This window comes from Ekhidna sp., from assembly GCF_965227465.1.
GTDB lineage: Bacteria > Bacteroidota > Bacteroidia > Cytophagales > Cyclobacteriaceae > Ekhidna.
The window spans coordinates 2,545,769-2,563,666 of the sequence record NZ_OZ245746.1; the positions used below are offsets into that span (position 1 = coordinate 2,545,769).

General features: G+C 38.6%; 11 protein-coding genes. 8 read left to right on the forward strand and 3 right to left on the reverse strand.

Translation table 11 applies throughout. The annotated features are described in order from the left end of the window. Positions 1-7 precede the first annotated feature (7 nt). Genes ACO05G_RS11080 through ACO05G_RS11110 form a run of 7 tightly spaced genes read left to right on the forward strand, consistent with a single transcriptional unit; the run spans position 8 to position 8,417 of the window. Positions 8-1,501 carry a lipopolysaccharide biosynthesis protein gene (locus ACO05G_RS11080; RefSeq protein ID WP_421762840.1) on the forward strand — a complete coding sequence of 498 codons (1,494 nt, stop codon included), beginning with the start codon at positions 8-10 and terminating at the stop codon, positions 1,499-1,501. Then, positions 1,498-3,924: a YfhO family protein gene (locus ACO05G_RS11085; protein ID WP_421762841.1), complete on the forward strand. Its 2,427-nt coding sequence runs from the start codon at positions 1,498-1,500 to the stop codon at positions 3,922-3,924. The genes ACO05G_RS11080 and ACO05G_RS11085 overlap by 4 nt, the downstream gene beginning before the upstream one ends. Then, positions 3,911-4,729 (forward strand): sulfotransferase domain-containing protein, encoded by an 819-nt coding sequence (locus ACO05G_RS11090; protein ID WP_421762842.1) that lies wholly within the window; start codon positions 3,911-3,913, stop codon positions 4,727-4,729. The genes ACO05G_RS11085 and ACO05G_RS11090 overlap by 14 nt, the downstream gene beginning before the upstream one ends. 5 nt (positions 4,730-4,734) lie before the next feature. Further along, positions 4,735-5,478, forward strand: a complete 744-nt coding sequence (locus ACO05G_RS11095) for an FkbM family methyltransferase (protein ID WP_421762843.1) — start codon at positions 4,735-4,737, stop codon at positions 5,476-5,478. A gap of 2 nt (positions 5,479-5,480) precedes the next feature. After that, a complete protein-coding gene (locus tag ACO05G_RS11100; protein WP_421762844.1) occupies positions 5,481-6,377 on the forward strand; it encodes a hypothetical protein in 897 nt (298 codons plus the stop codon). After that, entirely contained in the window at positions 6,364-7,284 is a 921-nt protein-coding gene (locus ACO05G_RS11105) for a hypothetical protein (protein WP_421762845.1), read from the forward strand. The genes ACO05G_RS11100 and ACO05G_RS11105 overlap by 14 nt, the downstream gene beginning before the upstream one ends. After that, positions 7,281-8,417, forward strand: a complete 1,137-nt coding sequence (locus ACO05G_RS11110; protein WP_421762846.1) for a hypothetical protein — start codon at positions 7,281-7,283, stop codon at positions 8,415-8,417. The genes ACO05G_RS11105 and ACO05G_RS11110 overlap by 4 nt, the downstream gene beginning before the upstream one ends. A gap of 31 nt (positions 8,418-8,448) precedes the next feature. Here the strand turns inward: ACO05G_RS11110 and ACO05G_RS11115 are convergent, their stop codons facing one another. Beyond that, complete coding sequence (locus ACO05G_RS11115) at positions 8,449-10,524, reverse strand: IPT/TIG domain-containing protein (RefSeq protein ID WP_421762847.1); 2,076 nt, start codon at positions 10,522-10,524, stop codon at positions 8,449-8,451. 57 nt (positions 10,525-10,581) lie between these two features. Between ACO05G_RS11115 and ACO05G_RS11120 the strand changes: the two genes are divergently transcribed. Then, positions 10,582-11,751, forward strand: a complete 1,170-nt coding sequence (locus ACO05G_RS11120) for a hypothetical protein (protein ID WP_421762848.1) — start codon at positions 10,582-10,584, stop codon at positions 11,749-11,751. 293 nt (positions 11,752-12,044) lie between these two features. Here the strand turns inward: ACO05G_RS11120 and ACO05G_RS11125 are convergent, their stop codons facing one another. Continuing rightward, positions 12,045-12,497: a hypothetical protein gene (locus tag ACO05G_RS11125; RefSeq protein ID WP_421762849.1), complete on the reverse strand. Its 453-nt coding sequence runs from the start codon at positions 12,495-12,497 to the stop codon at positions 12,045-12,047. Then, on the reverse strand, positions 12,490-17,892 hold the full coding sequence (locus ACO05G_RS11130; protein WP_421762850.1) for an RHS repeat-associated core domain-containing protein: 5,403 nt from the start codon (positions 17,890-17,892) through the stop codon (positions 12,490-12,492). The genes ACO05G_RS11125 and ACO05G_RS11130 overlap by 8 nt, the downstream gene beginning before the upstream one ends. Between the last annotated feature and the right edge of the window lie 6 nt (positions 17,893-17,898).

The window sequence follows — 17,898 nt, forward strand, 5'->3', positions numbered from 1 at the left end:
TATCCATGTGGGAGTAGTCATTAAGCAAAGTTTCTGGGGTACAGTCATCTCCTATATCGGAGTAATTGTAGGGTACGTGAATACCCTCTACGTAAGGGTTGAGTATCTTGACCTGGGGCAAATCGGACTTTTCACGCTTATCACATCAAATGCTATGATGGTGTCTCCTGTATCCTCTTTAGGAATGGGGAGCTCTTTTGTTAAATACTTTCCTGCTTTTCAAAAGGGAAGTAACAATCAATTTTTTAGTTTTCTATTTCTAATAACACTAGGAGGCAATGCCCTGGTATTATTTGTATGCTATTTATTCAAAGATGCCATTACGTTAAGGTACCTGGTAAATGCGCCATCGTATGTTCATTACCTGTCCATCACGGCAATTATCATTGTTTCTAATAGCTTTTTTGACCTATTCTTTAGTTACAGTCGAAGCATTAAAAAAGTCATATTCCCTTCCTTTTTAAGAGATATTTTTTTGCGATTAGGAGCTCTTTTACTTGTCATTGGTTTTGCGATGGATTGGTGGGATTTTGATGGCGCTGTGATTGGTTTGGGAGTTAATTATTCGCTGGCTTTTTTATCGCTTATTGCCCAATTGATGATTAAGCATGGCTTTCGATTCGATTTTCAGTTTGTCTTTATCTCAAAAGAATGGGGACTGAAACTGTTTCAATTTGGCAGCTACAGCATGTTACTGGCTGGCAGCTTTGCTTTGATCAATAATGCAACATATGATCAGGTGACCACCATTCTTGGCCCGGAAATGAATGGAATTTTTACCACCTGCTTCTTTATAGCGATGATCGTAGAAATGCCACGACGCAATATGTCAAAAGTAGTTGGCCCTATCCTTTCAGAGGAGTTTGAAAAACAAAACATGGATGAAGTTGGTAGGCTCTATAAAAGAGGCTCCATCACCATGTCCATCATTGGGATGTTACTTTTCATCGGGATAATCACCAATTTGCAAGACCTTTTCGATTTTATCCCTAAGGGATCCGAATTTCAAATGGGGTTTTGGATTGTCATTGGGGTCTGTGCAACAAAGTTGATGCTGATGATCTCAAGTTTTGCAGGTGAAATCATCAATTTCTCTCATTTATACAGGTATAACTTATTTTTTCAGGTTTTGGCAGCAATAATACTTGTCTCGATGAATCACTTTTTGATCAGCATCTATGGGCTTAATGGAGCTGTAATTAGCTATTTCACCGCCATCACCATCCACATTATCGTGAAACTTCTTTTTGTGAAATATCATTTCAGGATTCATCCCTTCGTTCGGTCACATATCCCACTCTTCGTAATTGGAGCCGTTATTACTATAGGGGCTTACCTTTTCCAACCGGCGTTAAACCCAATACTAAAAATCACGATTCGTTCAATTCTAACAACTCTATTTTTTGTTTTTCTCATTTACAAATTTCGTATTTCAGCAGATATCAATAAAATCATTCATTCTACCTTTGAAAGATTCTTAAAAATCAACCTCCCAAAATGAAGTCAACGTTAAAACAAAACATCCTCACCCATGGATTGATTATCCTTGGTTTTTTGGTTATTACAGTTTTGGTACACTACCCATCCATTTTGGGTGATCAGCAAATAGACCAGCATGATATCCTCCAGAGTCAGGGAGGGAATAATCAATTGATTATGCATCGGGATGGAACAGGGGAAGAAGCACTATGGAATCCGTATATGTTTGGTGGCATGCCCGCATACCTTACCGGTGTTCAATATTCCGGTGATTTACTCAAATATGCTTACCGTGTTTATCTGCTTGGGATGGGCCATCCGGAAGGAATATTATTTGCGTCATTTGTAAGTTTTTATATCCTTTTACTTTGCTTTAAAGTGCGACCGTTGATTGCAGCTGCAGGAGCTATTGCTTTTGGGTTAAACGGCTTCAATATGATTGGAATAATGGCTGGTCATAATGCGAAAATTGCGGCAGTAGCAATCATGCCTTTGGTTTTAGCAGGCATACATCTCACTTTTTCAGGTAAGAGATGGCTAGGATTTGGACTTACAGCTTTGTCGCTTGGCCTTCAGATTAAAACCAATCACCCTCAGATAACTTATTATTTGGTTATCATCATACTAGCCTATGGCATAAACCTGCTGATTCAAACCTTAAAACACAAGGACTTTAAAGCGTTTGGAATCAATGCCTCATTAATGATTCTTGCAGCGGTGTTAGCAGTGGGTGCTAATTATGGAAGACTTGCCACCACCTTAGAGTATAGTAAATACACCATCAGAGGAAAGTCCGAGTTAAAAGCGGATCAACAAGCCTCATCCGGTCTGGATAAGGAGTATGCATTCAGATACAGCAATGGAATTGCAGAGCCCCTTTTTCTTTTTGTTCCGAATATTTTTGGCGGTTCCTCCCAGCAAGAATTATCCACCAAATCTGAGGTTGCAGAAGCATTAAGAAGTGCAGGCTACAATAGGACACAAATTGCCCAACAAATAAAGGCGATACCTACCTACTGGGGAGACCAACCTTTGACAGCACCCTACTATGCAGGCACCCTCACAGTGGTGCTCTTCATTTTAGGTATATTGGTTTTGCCCAAGCGCCACAAAGTATGGCTTATTTCACTTGTTGTGCTAGGAATTATGATGAGTTGGGGTAAAAATCTTGAGGCATTCAATAATTTCCTTTTTGACTATCTGCCCGGATACAATAAGTTCAGATCCGTAACCTTCACAATTATTATCAGCATTTTCGCGATGAATCTCATGGGTTTTGTTGTGCTGGAAAAACTGGTTCGATCTGAGTGGAGTCCTGAACTTAAAAAGAAAATTTATCTACTATTTGGTATTGGAGGTGGATTCCTTTTAGCCCTTTTAATTTTTTCAAGTGCGCTTGGTTACCGTGGTGCCATTGATGGTCAGCTTCCCGAGTGGTTTATAGATGCTGTTCGTTCGGACCGTAAGTCGTTGCTAATTAAAGACGCTTTGAGAGCCCTCATGTTTGTTGTTGCTTTTGCTGTGCTGATATGGGCCATTTTTAAAAAGCGGGTGAAATCCAGCCAGGTAATGCTGGGTTTAGTCTTTCTAATTTTTGTCGATAGCTTCTCTTTGACAAAAAGATTTTTGGGATCGGAGCGATTTGCTAAAGAACCATCGAAAGCGTTTTTTCAAATGACGGAAGCAGATCGTTTGATTGCCTCTCAAGCCTACTATGGTGATCGAGTTCTTAATCTCCAAAATCCATGGAATGAGAATCGCACGTCCTATTATCATGAATCCATTGGAGGATATCATGGAGCAAAAATCAGGCGCTACCAAGACTTAATTGATTACTGTCTCCAATCAGAATTACAATCCGCTTTTCAAACGTTGCAAAGCCAATCGATGGATTTTTCAAATCTTCCAGTGTTAAATATGCTGAATACCAAATTCATGTATGCAGGTGCACAAGTGTTTCCAAATCAATACGCAAATGGAAATGCATGGCTGGTTAATGAAATCATTGCGGTCAATTCACCAGATGAAGAAATAGCCCAAGTATGTTCCATTGATTCCAAAAATCAGGCAGTAATTGATCAAAGTAAATTCGACTTACCTCAGGTTTCAGGAAAAGGCTCGATCAAGTTAGAAGAGAAAACACCTAACAGGATCCGTTATACAACGAGCGTCAACGATGGTAGTGTTTTAGGTGTTTTTTCAGAAATCTACTATCCGGCCGGATGGGTAGCCACCATTGATGGGAATGAAGCTCAAATACTTCGTGCAAACTATGTATTGCGGGCCATTGAAATTCCTGCTGGCAGCCAAGAGATCGTTTTCGAGTTCAAGCCTCAGACATACTACACAGGAAATAGCGTAATGATGGTGAGTTCTTTAATGGTGTTTTTATTTTTTATTGGAGGTCTGGCTGTTGAGATTAGATCCAGAAATGTCACAGTCTAACCTAATCATAGCAGGGCCTCCAAAGACCGGAACTACCTCAATTTTTGATTGGCTAGCTCAACATCCCGACGTTTGTGAGGCATCAAAAAAGGAAACCGGCTTTTTTTCAGATGCTATTAGCCCAGCTAACAGGAGTTGCAATTTTAACACACATGGAATTGAAGCTTATATTGACTTGTTTCACACTTTAACAGATGAAAAGGTACTATTGGAAGCAACACCTGAATACATTTACACAAAGACTGCTATAAATAATATCCCAAGATTGTTCAAAAAGAAATTGGTGCTATTCATTTACCGGGATCCAGTAGATAGAATTGTATCTGAATACAAGTTTCATACCTATAAGACCAAAAAATTCAGTGGTTCTTTAAAAGAATTTTTAGACCGTGATGTCATTAAGAATAAAATTGATTTTGCACCTTTTATTCAAAAGTGGATAACTGCAACCAATGACATAAGAATTATTGAATTTGATGATCTGAAGAAGCACCCCAAGAAGATAATGAAACGGCTAGCTAAGGAGTTAGAAATTAGTGTTGAATTTTATGAGAATTTCGACTTTCAAGTCAGGAATGAATCTTTAGCATTGAGAAATAAATGGCTACATGATGTCTCATTAAAGTTTTCAAAGATTATTCCACAAAATTTAAAAAATACTCTGAGTCCTTTCTATTTTAAGTTTAATGCATCAAAAATTCCTGACTTGAGTAAGGAAGATTTGAAACTAAAGGAAGCGCTGAAAATTCAGTTTCAATCTCATAGGACTGATTTTTTAAAAATGGCCGAACCTTATCTACTTTAGATCCAATGACATTCAAAGAAAAAATACTAGCTGTAATACAAAGAATTCTTTTTTCTAAAAGAGAGCGTCTCGCCAATTCACCTCTTATTGAGATGATTGAGAAATCCAGGAAATACAGTGATATTGATGTGAATGTGATCTTTGAGATTGGGGCTAACCATGGACAGGATGCGAAAAAAATTCAAACATTTTATCGAATAGAACCTTCCAATATCTACCTATTTGAGCCTCATCCCATTCTCTCAAAAGAGCTAAAAGAAAACTATCCTTTGAGTCAAATATTCCCTATTGCTTTGTCTGACAAATCAGGTCATGCAAACTTTAACATTACAAAAGTCGGTGGAAGAAACGATGGTGTTAGTACCCTTGGGGAGCGTTTACTTGTAAAAGGTGATGAAAACTATCAGCAACTAGAAGTCGAGGTTTCAACGCTTGATAAAGTGATGGAAGAGTTGTCTCATGTTTCATCCATCGATTTGATTAAAATTGATGTGGAGGGCTTTACCTATGAAGTGCTTAAAGGAGGTGAAAATACTTTCAGAAATAAGGTTGGTTGTATTCAGGTTGAATCGGAAACAGTAGAAGTTTTTAAAGGTCAGCAACTATATCCCGCAATTTCAAAACTACTAATCAGCTATGGATTCGTAGAAATGTACAAGGAGCAGTTTGTGACCCAAAATGATACCGTTTGGATTCATAAAAGGCATTTATTACATCCTGAAAAGTTTTATAAAGCGGTAGAGAACTGATAATGAATGGTGTCAATAATTTGATTTTTTATAAGCCCAAGATTAAAAATTTTGGAGATCATCTCAATGAATTGCTTATCCAGGCTTTTGATCTTAACAGCCTAAAACATCCTACATTAGGCATTGGCAGCATAGTTACCAATGATTTTCTTAATTCTGTCGGGCTTTCCAATCGGGAAATTTTTACGTTGGGATCGGGTTGTAGATCAACAGAGAAAATCAAAAACATTTCGTTTGCTGATGGCTCTTTTGTAAGAGGTCCTCTTTCCTCGAGTGTGATAGATAAGGGTATGCCATTTATATCAGATGGTGCGTATCTAATTAGGCAAACGGATTTATTTCAATCGTTAGTAAAAACTCCAAAAACCTATCATACGAGCATTATTCCCTATTTTCGAACGTCTGCATATATCGACTGGCAAAAATTTGAAAAAGAAACGGGGGTCCATGTGATAGATCCACAGATCCCCCAAGGAATTGAACATACACTTTACGAGATAGCAAAAAGTGAAAACATCATCGCTGAAGCCATGCACGGGGCTATAGTCGCAGATATATTAAGAGTGCCATGGATTCAACTGGATTTCCTAGCCGCAAACTTTGAAAATAAAGCTGTAAACACTTTTAAATGGACCGATTGGCAAAAAAGTATAGGCTTAAATGACTGTCAAGCCATTGATTGTGGAGCTTACCAAAAAGTAATTGGGACTTCAAAGAATTACCGATTGAAGAACGGATATTTGAAGGTGATAAAAGGATTAAATAGCTCAAAATTAAATCGAAGCATCAATGCTTTCTTGACAAAGCCATCCTATTACCTAAGTACTGATTCCAGGATCAGCCAAATAGACCTGGAACTTGAAAAAAGCATCCAAATTCTTAGGAATGATAAGAGCTAGGATAAGAAAATATCTCCGACTACTTGAGTACTTCTTTTACTTAGGAAGAATAGATAGAACTGTTACACCTCATTCAGTTCAAAATGTGGGTGTACTGGTGGCCATTAATCCTCAAAGCAATAAATTCAAAAATTGGCATGATGGATTTACGGAAGCTATAAAAAGATTGAAGGCGGACTTTAAGGTCACACTCATCTTCTTCCAAGAGCAAGATTCATCCAAGCTTCTGAAAGAACTTAATGAACACGATTTTATCATTGTAAAGTCTGCATGGCGAACTTCAATGGATTATTTCTTACGCAAAAACAGTAAGCAGATAAATCCCTATTTAGGATTGATGATATCTGCCAGCAACCATAGGCCAAAAGAGGATGAACAAGTATTTTATGATGTGGTCTGGTTTGAAACAGAATGGTACAGAAAGAGATCCGTTCGACATTCAAAAGCCTTTCATGCGTTTGGGATAGATAGAGAGGTCATGATTCCAACTCCGGAAAACACTCATAAAACATACGACTACATTGTAGTAGGTGCCCCGAGGACCTATAAAAGGCTTGGTAAGCTGCTTGCTAAAAATGGAAATCGACTGCTTATAGGTGACTTAAAAAATCGGGATCGTAAGAGTGAGGGATTGTTGACAAAATTAAGATCAGATGGAGTTATAGTTGAAGATTTTCAGGGCTATGAGAAACTGGCTTCTAAATATCACGTATCCCGAATTTGTTATGTCCCATGTAAAGTCCATGGTGGAGGTGAACGATCTTTGCTGGAAGCAAGATCTTGTGGCTTAGCAGTTGAAATTGAAGAAGACAACCCTAAATTACAGGAACTGCTTACCTCCCCTATTTGGGATGCTGATTACTATTCTGCTCAATTAAAAAAGGGTATCGAATCTGTAAAAAAATGAGAGTACTTCTTATAGAATTGGACTATCATCCTGAAGTCGTTCAGGGAATCTGTAACCAGCTCGCTGATTCACATGTAGAGCTTGGGCTGGCAACAAGAAAGAATATTTATCAGCAGATTTCATTTGAAAGACCACTCCAGAACCTATTTATACTTGATAAGGAAAAGTCTATACTTTCATTTTTTAATAATCACGAAATCCTAAATAAGGCGTGGGATCTCATCTTATTTACCACTGCCCAGACTCATTTTTCTGAACTTAATCGTCTTAAATTCCAGGCTCCCTTAGCCGTAATTGTTCATAATATTCATGCTTATTTTGATAGAAGTAAAATCAAGCTTAGATGGAGTCCCTTCTTCCTGTGGAAAGACTTTTCTTACTTGGTCAGAATTCTTTTACTGAAACGAGAGCTGTACTTCAGAAAGCGATTTTTAGATCGAGTGGATCATTTTTTGTTTCCATCCCAGTTTATGTTGGATTATGCAAAAAGCAACTATTCTCGATTCTCCAGGCAGTTTTGTGATAAACCAATTAGTTGGGTTACGACAAAATCCATTCAGAAAAAGGAGAAAGATTATTTTGGCATCACGGTGATCGGAACGATTGACAGAAGGCGTAGGGATTATGATGTGATAGCAAAATTGATCCAATCCTTACAATCTAAATCTGTACCTTCTATCAAAATTACGTTGGCCGGCAAGCCATATGGCAGCTATGGAAAAAGGGTTGTTAAGAAACTCAAGTCGCTTGAAACAAATCACATTCAGGTGGTCACCTTTGATCGGTTTATTTCGGACGAAAAATTGCAGGAGCTTGTAGCCTATACGGATGTACTTGTTGCACCCATAGTTGAGGAGACCAGGCATCATATCTGGACCGAATACTACGGGGAAACCAAGATTTCTGGAAACATCAATAATGCAATGGAGTATGGAATACGATCGCTTATTCCTTCGTTCTACCCTGTAGATGAAAAGCTAAAAGAAGTATTGGTTCCCTATTCCGATCAGCAAGACCTAAATGAAAAAATCATTGAATTTATCAATCATCCAAAATTAGCTGCAAGTAGTCCAAAACTGTCAAGTGATAACCATATTGACAATATTCTCATCTTGCTGAAATCAGAGAAATAACCATTTATTAGATTTTATCAAACAGTGCTTATCAATCATATAATGTTACGATCTCTGATGCAGAGAGGGCTCTGTTAAAAAGCATGAAATCATCTATTTTTCCATTGAACGGACCGTCGTAATTTGTTTTTGAAAAACGCAAAGCACCCAATAAAGTCTCAACTGATGTTGAGCCACTTGTTTTAATTTCGAAGGTTTTACTGGTCCTTGCAACTTCAGTCGAATTCAAATAAAAAATATAGTCATTTCCATCATTCACAATTGCTAAGTGGTTCCAATTATTATCAACCGGATTTTCAACCGAATTTCTGTTGCTACTTGCCCCATTTTCCCATGCGGCAAACCGAAGGTTATGATCTGAAACTAAATAAAGATCATAAATCCTATTGTTTCCAGCAGAAATATATTTACTAAAAACTGTTTCGCTTTTATTGTTTGCTATGGTTGCTGTATAATTCAATATCCAAACAGATATAGTAAACTCGGAATACTCGCCAAGAGAAAAAACATTTGAAGTCCCCAAAGAAATGTAATCATTAATTCCATCAAATTGATAAGCGGCATCTTGCTCACCATTTCTGTCGGTTGTCAAGATGGCCCCATTCACAACTCCATGATTTGAATTATTACTTTCATCATTTGCATTTCCATTAAATGGGTAAAAAGCTATCAAATTTTTAGCACAAAGCGCATCACTCACAATTTCGAGTTGCTCATCAGAGATATCAGCCTGTGAAGCAGTTATTACCTGGATATTATAGCTTCCATCAACACCAATTGGAACAAGTACTTCAAGCGCATTTGAGGTGGCTCCTATGATTGTAACTTCATTACCGTTTATTAATACTTTGTTTGCGTTTAGTGCAGTTCCAAAATTACTTCCTGTAATCGTTACTATCTCAGAACAGCTTACGCTTTTAGGATTGAAATCAGTAATCTCAGGAGCCAAACGGTGAAACTTGACAGCTGAAACGTCGGGCGCTGAACATCCCACCTCCACAATTAAATCAACCTCACTAGTTGAAATATTTGCTGGTACAGTGGCTATAATTTTATTGGAAATTACGCTAACAACATTAGCTTCTAATTCATCAAAAAACACCTTTACTCCTTCGGGTGAATTCCCAAAGTTCGATCCAACAATAGTAATTTCATCATTATCTGTACCACTCGTAGGTGAAAATGAACTCACAATCGGAGATTCCGAATCAAAATTTGTGCTACTAATACTCATTTGGCCTGCAACCTCGACCCTAATTTTCAATGGATCTGGACTCAATCCATTTGGAACAATTGCTATAATCTTACCCGACGAATATGACACAACCTGCGCAGGAATATCTCCAAAGTAAACCTTGTTTCCGCTTTCGAGCGTACTAAAATTTGAGCCATTAATTGTTATAGCCGTTCCACATGCGCTTTTGATTGGGCTAACAGATATTATTTCCGGAGCTTCTCTTATAAATTTCCCATCAACTTCAAACTCATTTCCTGTTACTAAAACTTTCAGACTAGATTCCCTAGTTTCGATTCCGGCAGGCACCAGCACTTTTAATTCTTCTGTATTGCTTTCTACGACAGAAGCTTGAAGCGAATTAAAGAACACTAAGTTTTCGGATGGTTTATGACTAAATCCCTCTCCTGAAATTATAATTTCGGTGGAATCAGTTCCACTTTTTGGTTCAAAATTCTGTACCACAGGATTACTAAAACTTCCACTGCTAATGAAGGAGGTGGTATCACCAAATATTCTTAAATCTCCTTGCGTTGCAAACGCCCTAACCCAATATTTCTCATCAGGCTCAAGTGTAGATCTTAGCTCAAATTGAAATTGATTCCCCTTTACATCATCAAGAGACATATAAACCATCTCATCTGTTGATGAATTAAGATTAGGACTGGATTTTAGGCTCCAAACAAATCCAATTGAAGAAATTTCTTCTTTGCCATATGAACTAATTCTTCCTTTGAAAACCGCTCCTTTTTCCGAAACATTAGATACACCTTCTGTGATAACCCTGGGGTATGGTCGTCCTATTTCATCTTCTGTGCAGCTTACTAGTAAAATTAAAAACACACAAACTAGTGTGTGGGATTTTATTTGCATATTTGGGATCATTTTAAGCATCTTAAATTACCAAAATTCCATCGCAAACTAAATGATATGAAGGCTAATTTCTGTTTCTATTTCATTATTTTTTTTTGTGCAACGCTTTTGTCTGCGCAGGAATTTAATCAAGGATTTATAGTAACTCAGCAATATGATACAATTGATGGATTAGTCAAAAAACAAGGTGATGCATCAAGTGAAAAAATCTGTATTTTCAAGAAATTCAAAAACGACAATGAAGTAAATTATAATCCAGAACAAATACTTTCTTATGGTTACAAAAAAGGGAGGGTATATATTTCTAATCAATTGGGAATAGAGTTAAACAGACTTGAGCCCAGCTTTATTCGAGTAATAGTAGATGGTGATGTTCCTTTATACTATTTTCAAGGACAGTATGCCTATCGAGCACCCTCCAAAAGATTATATCTTTTACTTAAGGCAGATAATTTTTATCAAGCCAATATCAGTGCTGTTTTGGTAAACAATTGTTATGATCTTACTGGTAAGATCAAAAGCCTAGAATTATCGGACAAGTCTCTAGCTGACTTCTTCCTATCTTATCATAGATGCCTAAACAAGACTGCACAAGCTTACATGAGCAAGAAAGAGGTAAACACTCTAGACTTATCGTTAGGTTCAGGTTTTGGAAGCTTTAGTGTTGAATCAGCGAACTCATCAATGGAAGAGTTTAATCATCATGCACCAAGTACCTCAGGTTTGAACCTGAAAATAAGGTTTAATAAGGGATCCAGAAAAAGAATAAGTTTTACCACTTCACTTTCCTTTCTTTATTACAAGGGTTATCAGATTGATTATTCTAACGAAACAAGGGCTTTTGAAACTATCTTCGATTATAGTTCAATTAGAGCAAGTCTGGGAGCTAAATATTTAATAGCATATCTCTCAGATAATATTAAACTCAATTTTCACTTAGGAGCAGGTGCAGGATTTTCAACCTTCAAAAATCAGGAAAGAATAATTGATGAAATTAATGGTAATAATATTTTTATTAGATCTGAGACATTCGAGATAAATAATCTGGAACCAATTGCTTCGGCTAGTATAATTTTAGACTATAATATTGGTTTGAACAGCCTATTTGTTGAGTTTAATGATTCGATGGCTTTTGGCACTCTTAAAGATGCTTTGTCGAACACCTCCCGCTACAAACTAAACAATGTCGCTATCTACTTAGGAATGAAACTGCCTTTGGGAAGATAATTTCCTGATTCTTGAATGGTCATTGAATTTATCAATCATCCAAAATTAGCTGCAAGTAGTCCAAAGCTGTCAGGAAACTCGAAGAGATTCTCAAATTGTTAACATCCTTGACTAAATAAGTGAAGTGATTCTATAAGCGTTGCAGACGCTGACTAGGATGTTACTATTCCCTACCTGGTTCAAGTATCCACTTGGACCTTTCAATGCTACTTATTTAATTATTAAGCACAAGCGGACGCTTGCGCCAGCTTACTATTTTTAATTCTTACATCCTTGGACTAGTGAGGAGGTTACTATTCGCAAAGGTTAAAGCCCATAGCTTGTATTTCCCAAACTCCTTTAGGTTTCTTGTAAGAAATTTCGAAGGTACCGGAACGTTTTAGTACGGAATCTCCAACATTTAAGAACTCCCATAGATAGCTCCGACCACTTGAGCTGCTCTTTATCGAATCACCATCGAGAACTAATACAATTTCTTTCTCATTTTGAGATGTGATTACTAGGAAATGTAAACCATGTTGAGAATTTGGATTCCTTTTCTTACTAATAACACCTTTAAACGTCATTTCATTTATTTCCTGTGCCTCGTCACATTTATTATACACGTTGATGAAATCAGGGGAAATAAATTCTAAAAGAATTATTATAAATGTAATTATCAAAACAGTAGCGATAAGAATTCCTTTAGTTTTTTGAATCCTTTTTTTAAAATAGTCAGCTATTTGTTTTCCTAATTCATCATTCATGATAAGATCTTGTTTGATATCCTTGAAAATATCTTGCAATATCTGAAAGATTAATTGTATAGGTTAAACCTCCTTTTCCTCCTCCTACTAAATATGGCGTTCCTACACCCAGCCCTACTTGATTTTGATAATATCTTCCTAATGTCAGGCCAGTTTCAGAGCTATACTGCATTGTTCCCGATCTTTGATAAGAAACAGGCCCATAAGCGGCTCCCCAAAAATAGCTACCTCCTACAATTGCATCAGGACCTGGAGTATGATCAAAAGCGCTTCCATGCATTTCGGCTGAAATATCAGCACCATATCCACCGCTAAAAGATATGTATAAGTCATTTCCACCTTGCGAATCTTGAATTCTGTCAATAGATACCCCACCTCCTAAACCAATATACAGGTTCGCCTCGACTCCATAACCTGTGAAAAAACTATTGAAATCTCTTCTATAGTATCCACTCCAAACTATTCTATTAACACCGCTATTCAATGAAGGATCTTTGATTAATTGCCTTTGCAAAATATTTAATCCCATGTCATACCGGATTTGTTGCCACTCAGTCATTCTAGATGTCGTGATTGCAAATTCATCCAGTATTGTAGTATGAAACCCGTCCATTCCATCTTCTACACCTTTCGGACAGGGAATAGGGTTTTTATCAGCGTCAACGCATCCGCCATCCGGATCAGTGTATTTGATAGGATTATTACCCATTCCAATGTAGGATGAGGAAAATTGTCTGTAAGGATCCACTTGCAACCACCTACCTATTAATGGATCAAACATCCGCAACTGAAACGCATTCCATCCTGTGGTTGTATCCTGCTCTGCATACTGTCCCTGGTAGCCATGGCGATAGGGTTCCTGTTGTGTTTGCTCCGGATTTTGCCAAACCTTCGCAACCGCTCCAAATGGATAGTAGTCAGTTGCCCGAATCATGCGATTACCGATAATTGAAAACGTGAAATCATCAAAGAAGACATCCAAGTTTGATTCGTTGACCAAATAGGCAAACAAAAAGCCATCTTCCGTAACAGGACCTGTCAGGGTAACTTGCTTCCAGTCTGCATTTCCAGACACTGCAACACCATTTTCAACCGCCACATAATCACTGCCAACCATTTCATAAACCTCATTAAATAGAACATACTGAATGTAGGCTTTAGGCTGTCCATTCCCGGAACCAACGCCACTTAACACAGCGGCAAGGTTAGCTGCAGCAGCGGTTGTCAGGCTGCCTCCCTCTACCCCAACTGCTGCATCGTTTACGTGATTATCCAGTAAGTCCGATAGACCACTTGCCACGGTTGATGGATTAGCCGCATCGTCGTATTTAACAAATACTTCCAGATTGATTTGATCACCTTGTTTAACCCGTAAAGTTGTCGTAGGTCCAATGGGCTGGGTTTCATCCAAATGTGCCATGTGCGTGCCTCTGTAAGCATTGGTCACATCTTTCTGTCGTGAACTTGTCAGGTTGTCAAAGTATTGGGACTCATGGGTATTGTTCTTCGGCTCCATGGAAGCGGTGGCTTGAACTCCCAGTTTTGTGGCAATGGCACGCACATTTCCTAAATGATCCGTCAACTCATAAATGTATTTATAATGATCCGGGTTCTTGAATGCCATTCCCAGCTTCGTAGCACCATAAATAGGTAACTCGATCTGTGCCGGCAGGTTAGAAGTTGATGGATTCACATCTCTGTGATAAATCGCCATTACCTGACCAGAAGCATCTCTCACATACCATTCTTCAACCTCACCGATCTTCTTCATCATGCGGAAACCTCGATCGTCGTATGCAAAGGATATAATCAACTCTGGTGAAGAAGGTACCGAAACGTCCCAAACATCAGTTACTTTCCCGGACACATTGTAGTAAATCTCAATATCCGTTCTTTCAGGATCCGTATACTCAATCCCTGTTACCTGCCCTATTTCATTATAATGAATACGATCTATGTAATTATCTACTTTGAGCAGTCTATTCGTAGCAATATTGTCTGCATCATCCAGTTCTGTTCCTATAATGACAGGATCCACCTCGTCATCGTAATGAAACTTGAAATTGTCTCTTAAGGAATTCGGATTGTCTCCATATCGATCTATTCCTTTGATGTTTCCATTCTCATCATACCCATCAACACTTACATCAAATTTATTCGTCACACTTCCGTCTGCTGTATAATCAGCCGTTTTGAGCTGATACTTCTCGTCGTATTGATAAGCATACACTTCACCCTTCTCGAGATCTACTGTTCGCGTGCTGGCTGGTACATCAGGGGTAATTTGTAAGGATACCGAATGACCGTTGGAATTAAACCCATCGGTTAGTGTGATGGATTTCTCTGCCTTTTTATTCAGATCTGTGCTTAATGGGTCTTTATAATTTAAGGAGGCAGGACGATTATAGAATTTGGCCTGTTCATAACTTGTGCTGTAACCACCATTGGTTCCCTCACCAAAAATCGTAGCTCTGATATTCCCGTTAAACTGCTGAGGAATTTGATTATCATCCAAATCCAACGATCCAATCTGCTTGTCCGATCTGGCATAATCACCTTCATAATACTCCAAAGTCATTCCGAAAAAATCCTGATGCACCCCATTGCTTCCATCTCCGCCCGGATCATGACTTCTGACTGGGTGATTGATCGCTTTTAACCAACCTTGCGGAGTATAGGCATAATCGATTCCTTGAAGATCTTCAGCTAACACCACACGTTTCAATGGACCATGAGCGTAATACTCGTAAGTCGCGTGAAGGTACTTTTCGTTATCAGGATGAACTGATGTTTCTACGGTTTTTAGTCTTTGATTCTTATCATAGGTGTAGTAGTGCCAGAAGGCCTCACTTACCTGCTGCCCATAGGTCTGTGGTTGGAATGCTACCTTCGTAACATTCCCTAGAAAGTCATATTCATACTGGATCAGGAAGTGCTTATCCAGCTCTTTGTAATGCTGTAGAAACCATGTAACCCGTCCTAGCTCATCATAGCTATACCAGGTTTGAACGTCTTCTGACTCAGTTGAAGAAACTGCTCCAGCAACAAATTCCTGTGCCAAAGCAAACTCTCCTGAAAAATTAGATGGAAGAGATGGTAGCGCCCCAACATCGTAATATGTTTTGATCCAATCAAACCTGCGACTAGATGTTATCTGAGCTGTTGTTCCAGTTTTATTTAACAAAGTGGTGATCTCTTGTCCACTAAATTTTAATTTATCTGCAGATGGTACATCAAAAGCTTCGATAAATTCTCCTGACTCAATGGGTCTTCCAAGTTGATCATATTCGGTGTATGAAAATCTTGGCTTTGTACCATTTTCAAAAGATGCTTGATAGGCATTTTGTGAAAAGCGTATCTGCCCATCCTTTCGATACTTGAATCGTGAAGTTCCTGCATCTGGTTCTGTCATAGATGCCAACCTACCCCGGAAATCATATTCATAAAGGGTGGTATATGGTAAGTCGGTGACCCCTACAATCGAACCTATACCCCCCTGACTAATAATTTGCTGTGTTCCCATTGGGGTCATGGATGCAACTAATCGGCCTTTGTTGTCATAAAAATTGTACGTAAAACTGGTATAAGTCAGTTTATAACTAAGTGTCCCTGAAGACTTTCTCATCTTATAAAGCCCCTGACCAATGGTTCCAGTGGCGGTATTTCCGGATACTAGGTCAACCACCTCATACGTATTAAACGAGCGTGCCTGGCCCTTTGGGATATGTATCTCTATCCATGCTCCATTATTTGTATGCGTTACTGCTTCTGCATACTTTGGCCCTCCACTGATTGCAGTTGCGATGGTATGACCTGCATCGTTTTTGTAAATAATTGCCTCATTCCCATTTGCGTCTATCGCTACTTGCTTAACAAGTCTTTCAGGGATGCCACCTTGGCCAACTATCAGATTTCTTAATTCAGAGTAATAGCGCAACTCTCCTTGAAGGACAGGTAAAGTCTTTTGAATGCCATTATTACCACTTTCGAGAAAATGATGATCTCCTGGTAACGTTGAAGTTTTCTGCTCTCCGCTTCCATTCTCATAATAATTGCTAACGGTATAAGGGTAACTCGTTTCCGGAATCAATCCATCATCAGAGGCATTATTGCTACTGTAATAATGGCCTAATGTGTTTGGCTCTGATTTGTCAATAATCTTCGGATTCGCTCCGCTCCAATCTGACTCATTAATTTTATTTCCATCCACCGTGATAAAATCTTCTTTGAATCCAAATGAATTTCTACCAATTGGAGCACTTAGCGTCTGTCCAACTACTCTATCATAATTATCAACTAAAGGCTCACTGGCAAAAATTTCATCCGTTTCCGGACTTAGTGATTGGGACTGTAGTGATTTTCCGGCATTATCAAAATAGCTAGCTGATTTACCAATAATACCTTCATTATCAAATGCGGTTGTAGTAATCGAATGATAATCAGCAATGTATTCTATAACATTTATGGTAATCGTTGGTAGAAATTCTGCAGGATTCCCCGAGCAATCTTGTTTTACACGAGCCTTAAATAAGGTAGTTTCGTTAAAAATCTCATCGATATAGTTCAATACATGAATACCTGAAGTATTTGAAGGAACCGTTTTATACGTTTCCCAATCGTTATTTCCTCTTTTTATTCGCCACCGATCGATTTTAGCATTGCTATTGATTACGCGAACATCTCCAGAGACCTTCTTTCCTTTATAGACCGTTCGATCACCCACTGGTGTACCTTGTGTGTATCCTGAGGGACCTGATAAGTATTCATTTGAGGTTATCGTCTCATTGACGCAGGTAGAAGACAATTGCGCACGTGCCTGATATGTACCCGCACTGGTAGCTGTATAATTCAGGCTTTGAGAAACTCGATTATCATTCTTGTACCACCCTAGAAAAACTGCGTCTCCGGTAACAGAAGCGCTCAATTGTGCGGTACTTCCCGGACAAAAGATACCACTGTGACTGTTGGTAGAGCTGATGTTTCCCTGCGCAACTGATCCTAAATTGAAAACTTTGGAATCATCATCCAGCAGAAAGGGGCAGCTAGACTCAGGTTCGCCAGGTCCAATTGGATTAGATGGGCCTTGCTCTTCTTCAAATCCGCCATCACCTGAGGTTACAGTAACTGATACCGTGCCACTAGTACTACCGGAAGCCCATATCACATCAATCGAGCTTTGATTAGATGAATAACCGGTAACAGTCCCGTTATTGCTTACCGACCATTGATAGTTGATGCAACTACTGGGTCCTGTATAATTAGATACAGAGGCGGAGTAAGTAAGTTCTACTCCCGGGCAGTTAGTTTCGCCTAGACTTGCCACAACACTGACACTTCCCTGACTGAAAGCGGACAAAGAAACTAAAAAAATGAATGTGAATATTGTATATCGCATGATGGT

Coding starts and splice junctions, on each gene's coding strand:
- ACO05G_RS11090 (WP_421762842.1), top strand. CDS start 3,911: ATGTCACAGTCTAACCTAATCATAGCAGGGCCTCCAAAGACCGGAACT.
- ACO05G_RS11095 (WP_421762843.1), top strand. CDS start 4,735: ATGACATTCAAAGAAAAAATACTAGCTGTAATACAAAGAATTCTTTTT.
- ACO05G_RS11115 (WP_421762847.1), bottom strand. CDS start 10,524: ATGCAAATAAAATCCCACACACTAGTTTGTGTGTTTTTAATTTTACTA.
- ACO05G_RS11100 (WP_421762844.1), top strand. CDS start 5,481: ATGAATGGTGTCAATAATTTGATTTTTTATAAGCCCAAGATTAAAAAT.
- ACO05G_RS11125 (WP_421762849.1), bottom strand. CDS start 12,497: ATGAATGATGAATTAGGAAAACAAATAGCTGACTATTTTAAAAAAAGG.
- ACO05G_RS11110 (WP_421762846.1), top strand. CDS start 7,281: ATGAGAGTACTTCTTATAGAATTGGACTATCATCCTGAAGTCGTTCAG.
- ACO05G_RS11105 (WP_421762845.1), top strand. CDS start 6,364: ATGATAAGAGCTAGGATAAGAAAATATCTCCGACTACTTGAGTACTTC.
- ACO05G_RS11085 (WP_421762841.1), top strand. CDS start 1,498: ATGAAGTCAACGTTAAAACAAAACATCCTCACCCATGGATTGATTATC.
- ACO05G_RS11120 (WP_421762848.1), top strand. CDS start 10,582: ATGAAGGCTAATTTCTGTTTCTATTTCATTATTTTTTTTTGTGCAACG.
- ACO05G_RS11130 (WP_421762850.1), bottom strand. CDS start 17,892: ATGCGATATACAATATTCACATTCATTTTTTTAGTTTCTTTGTCCGCT.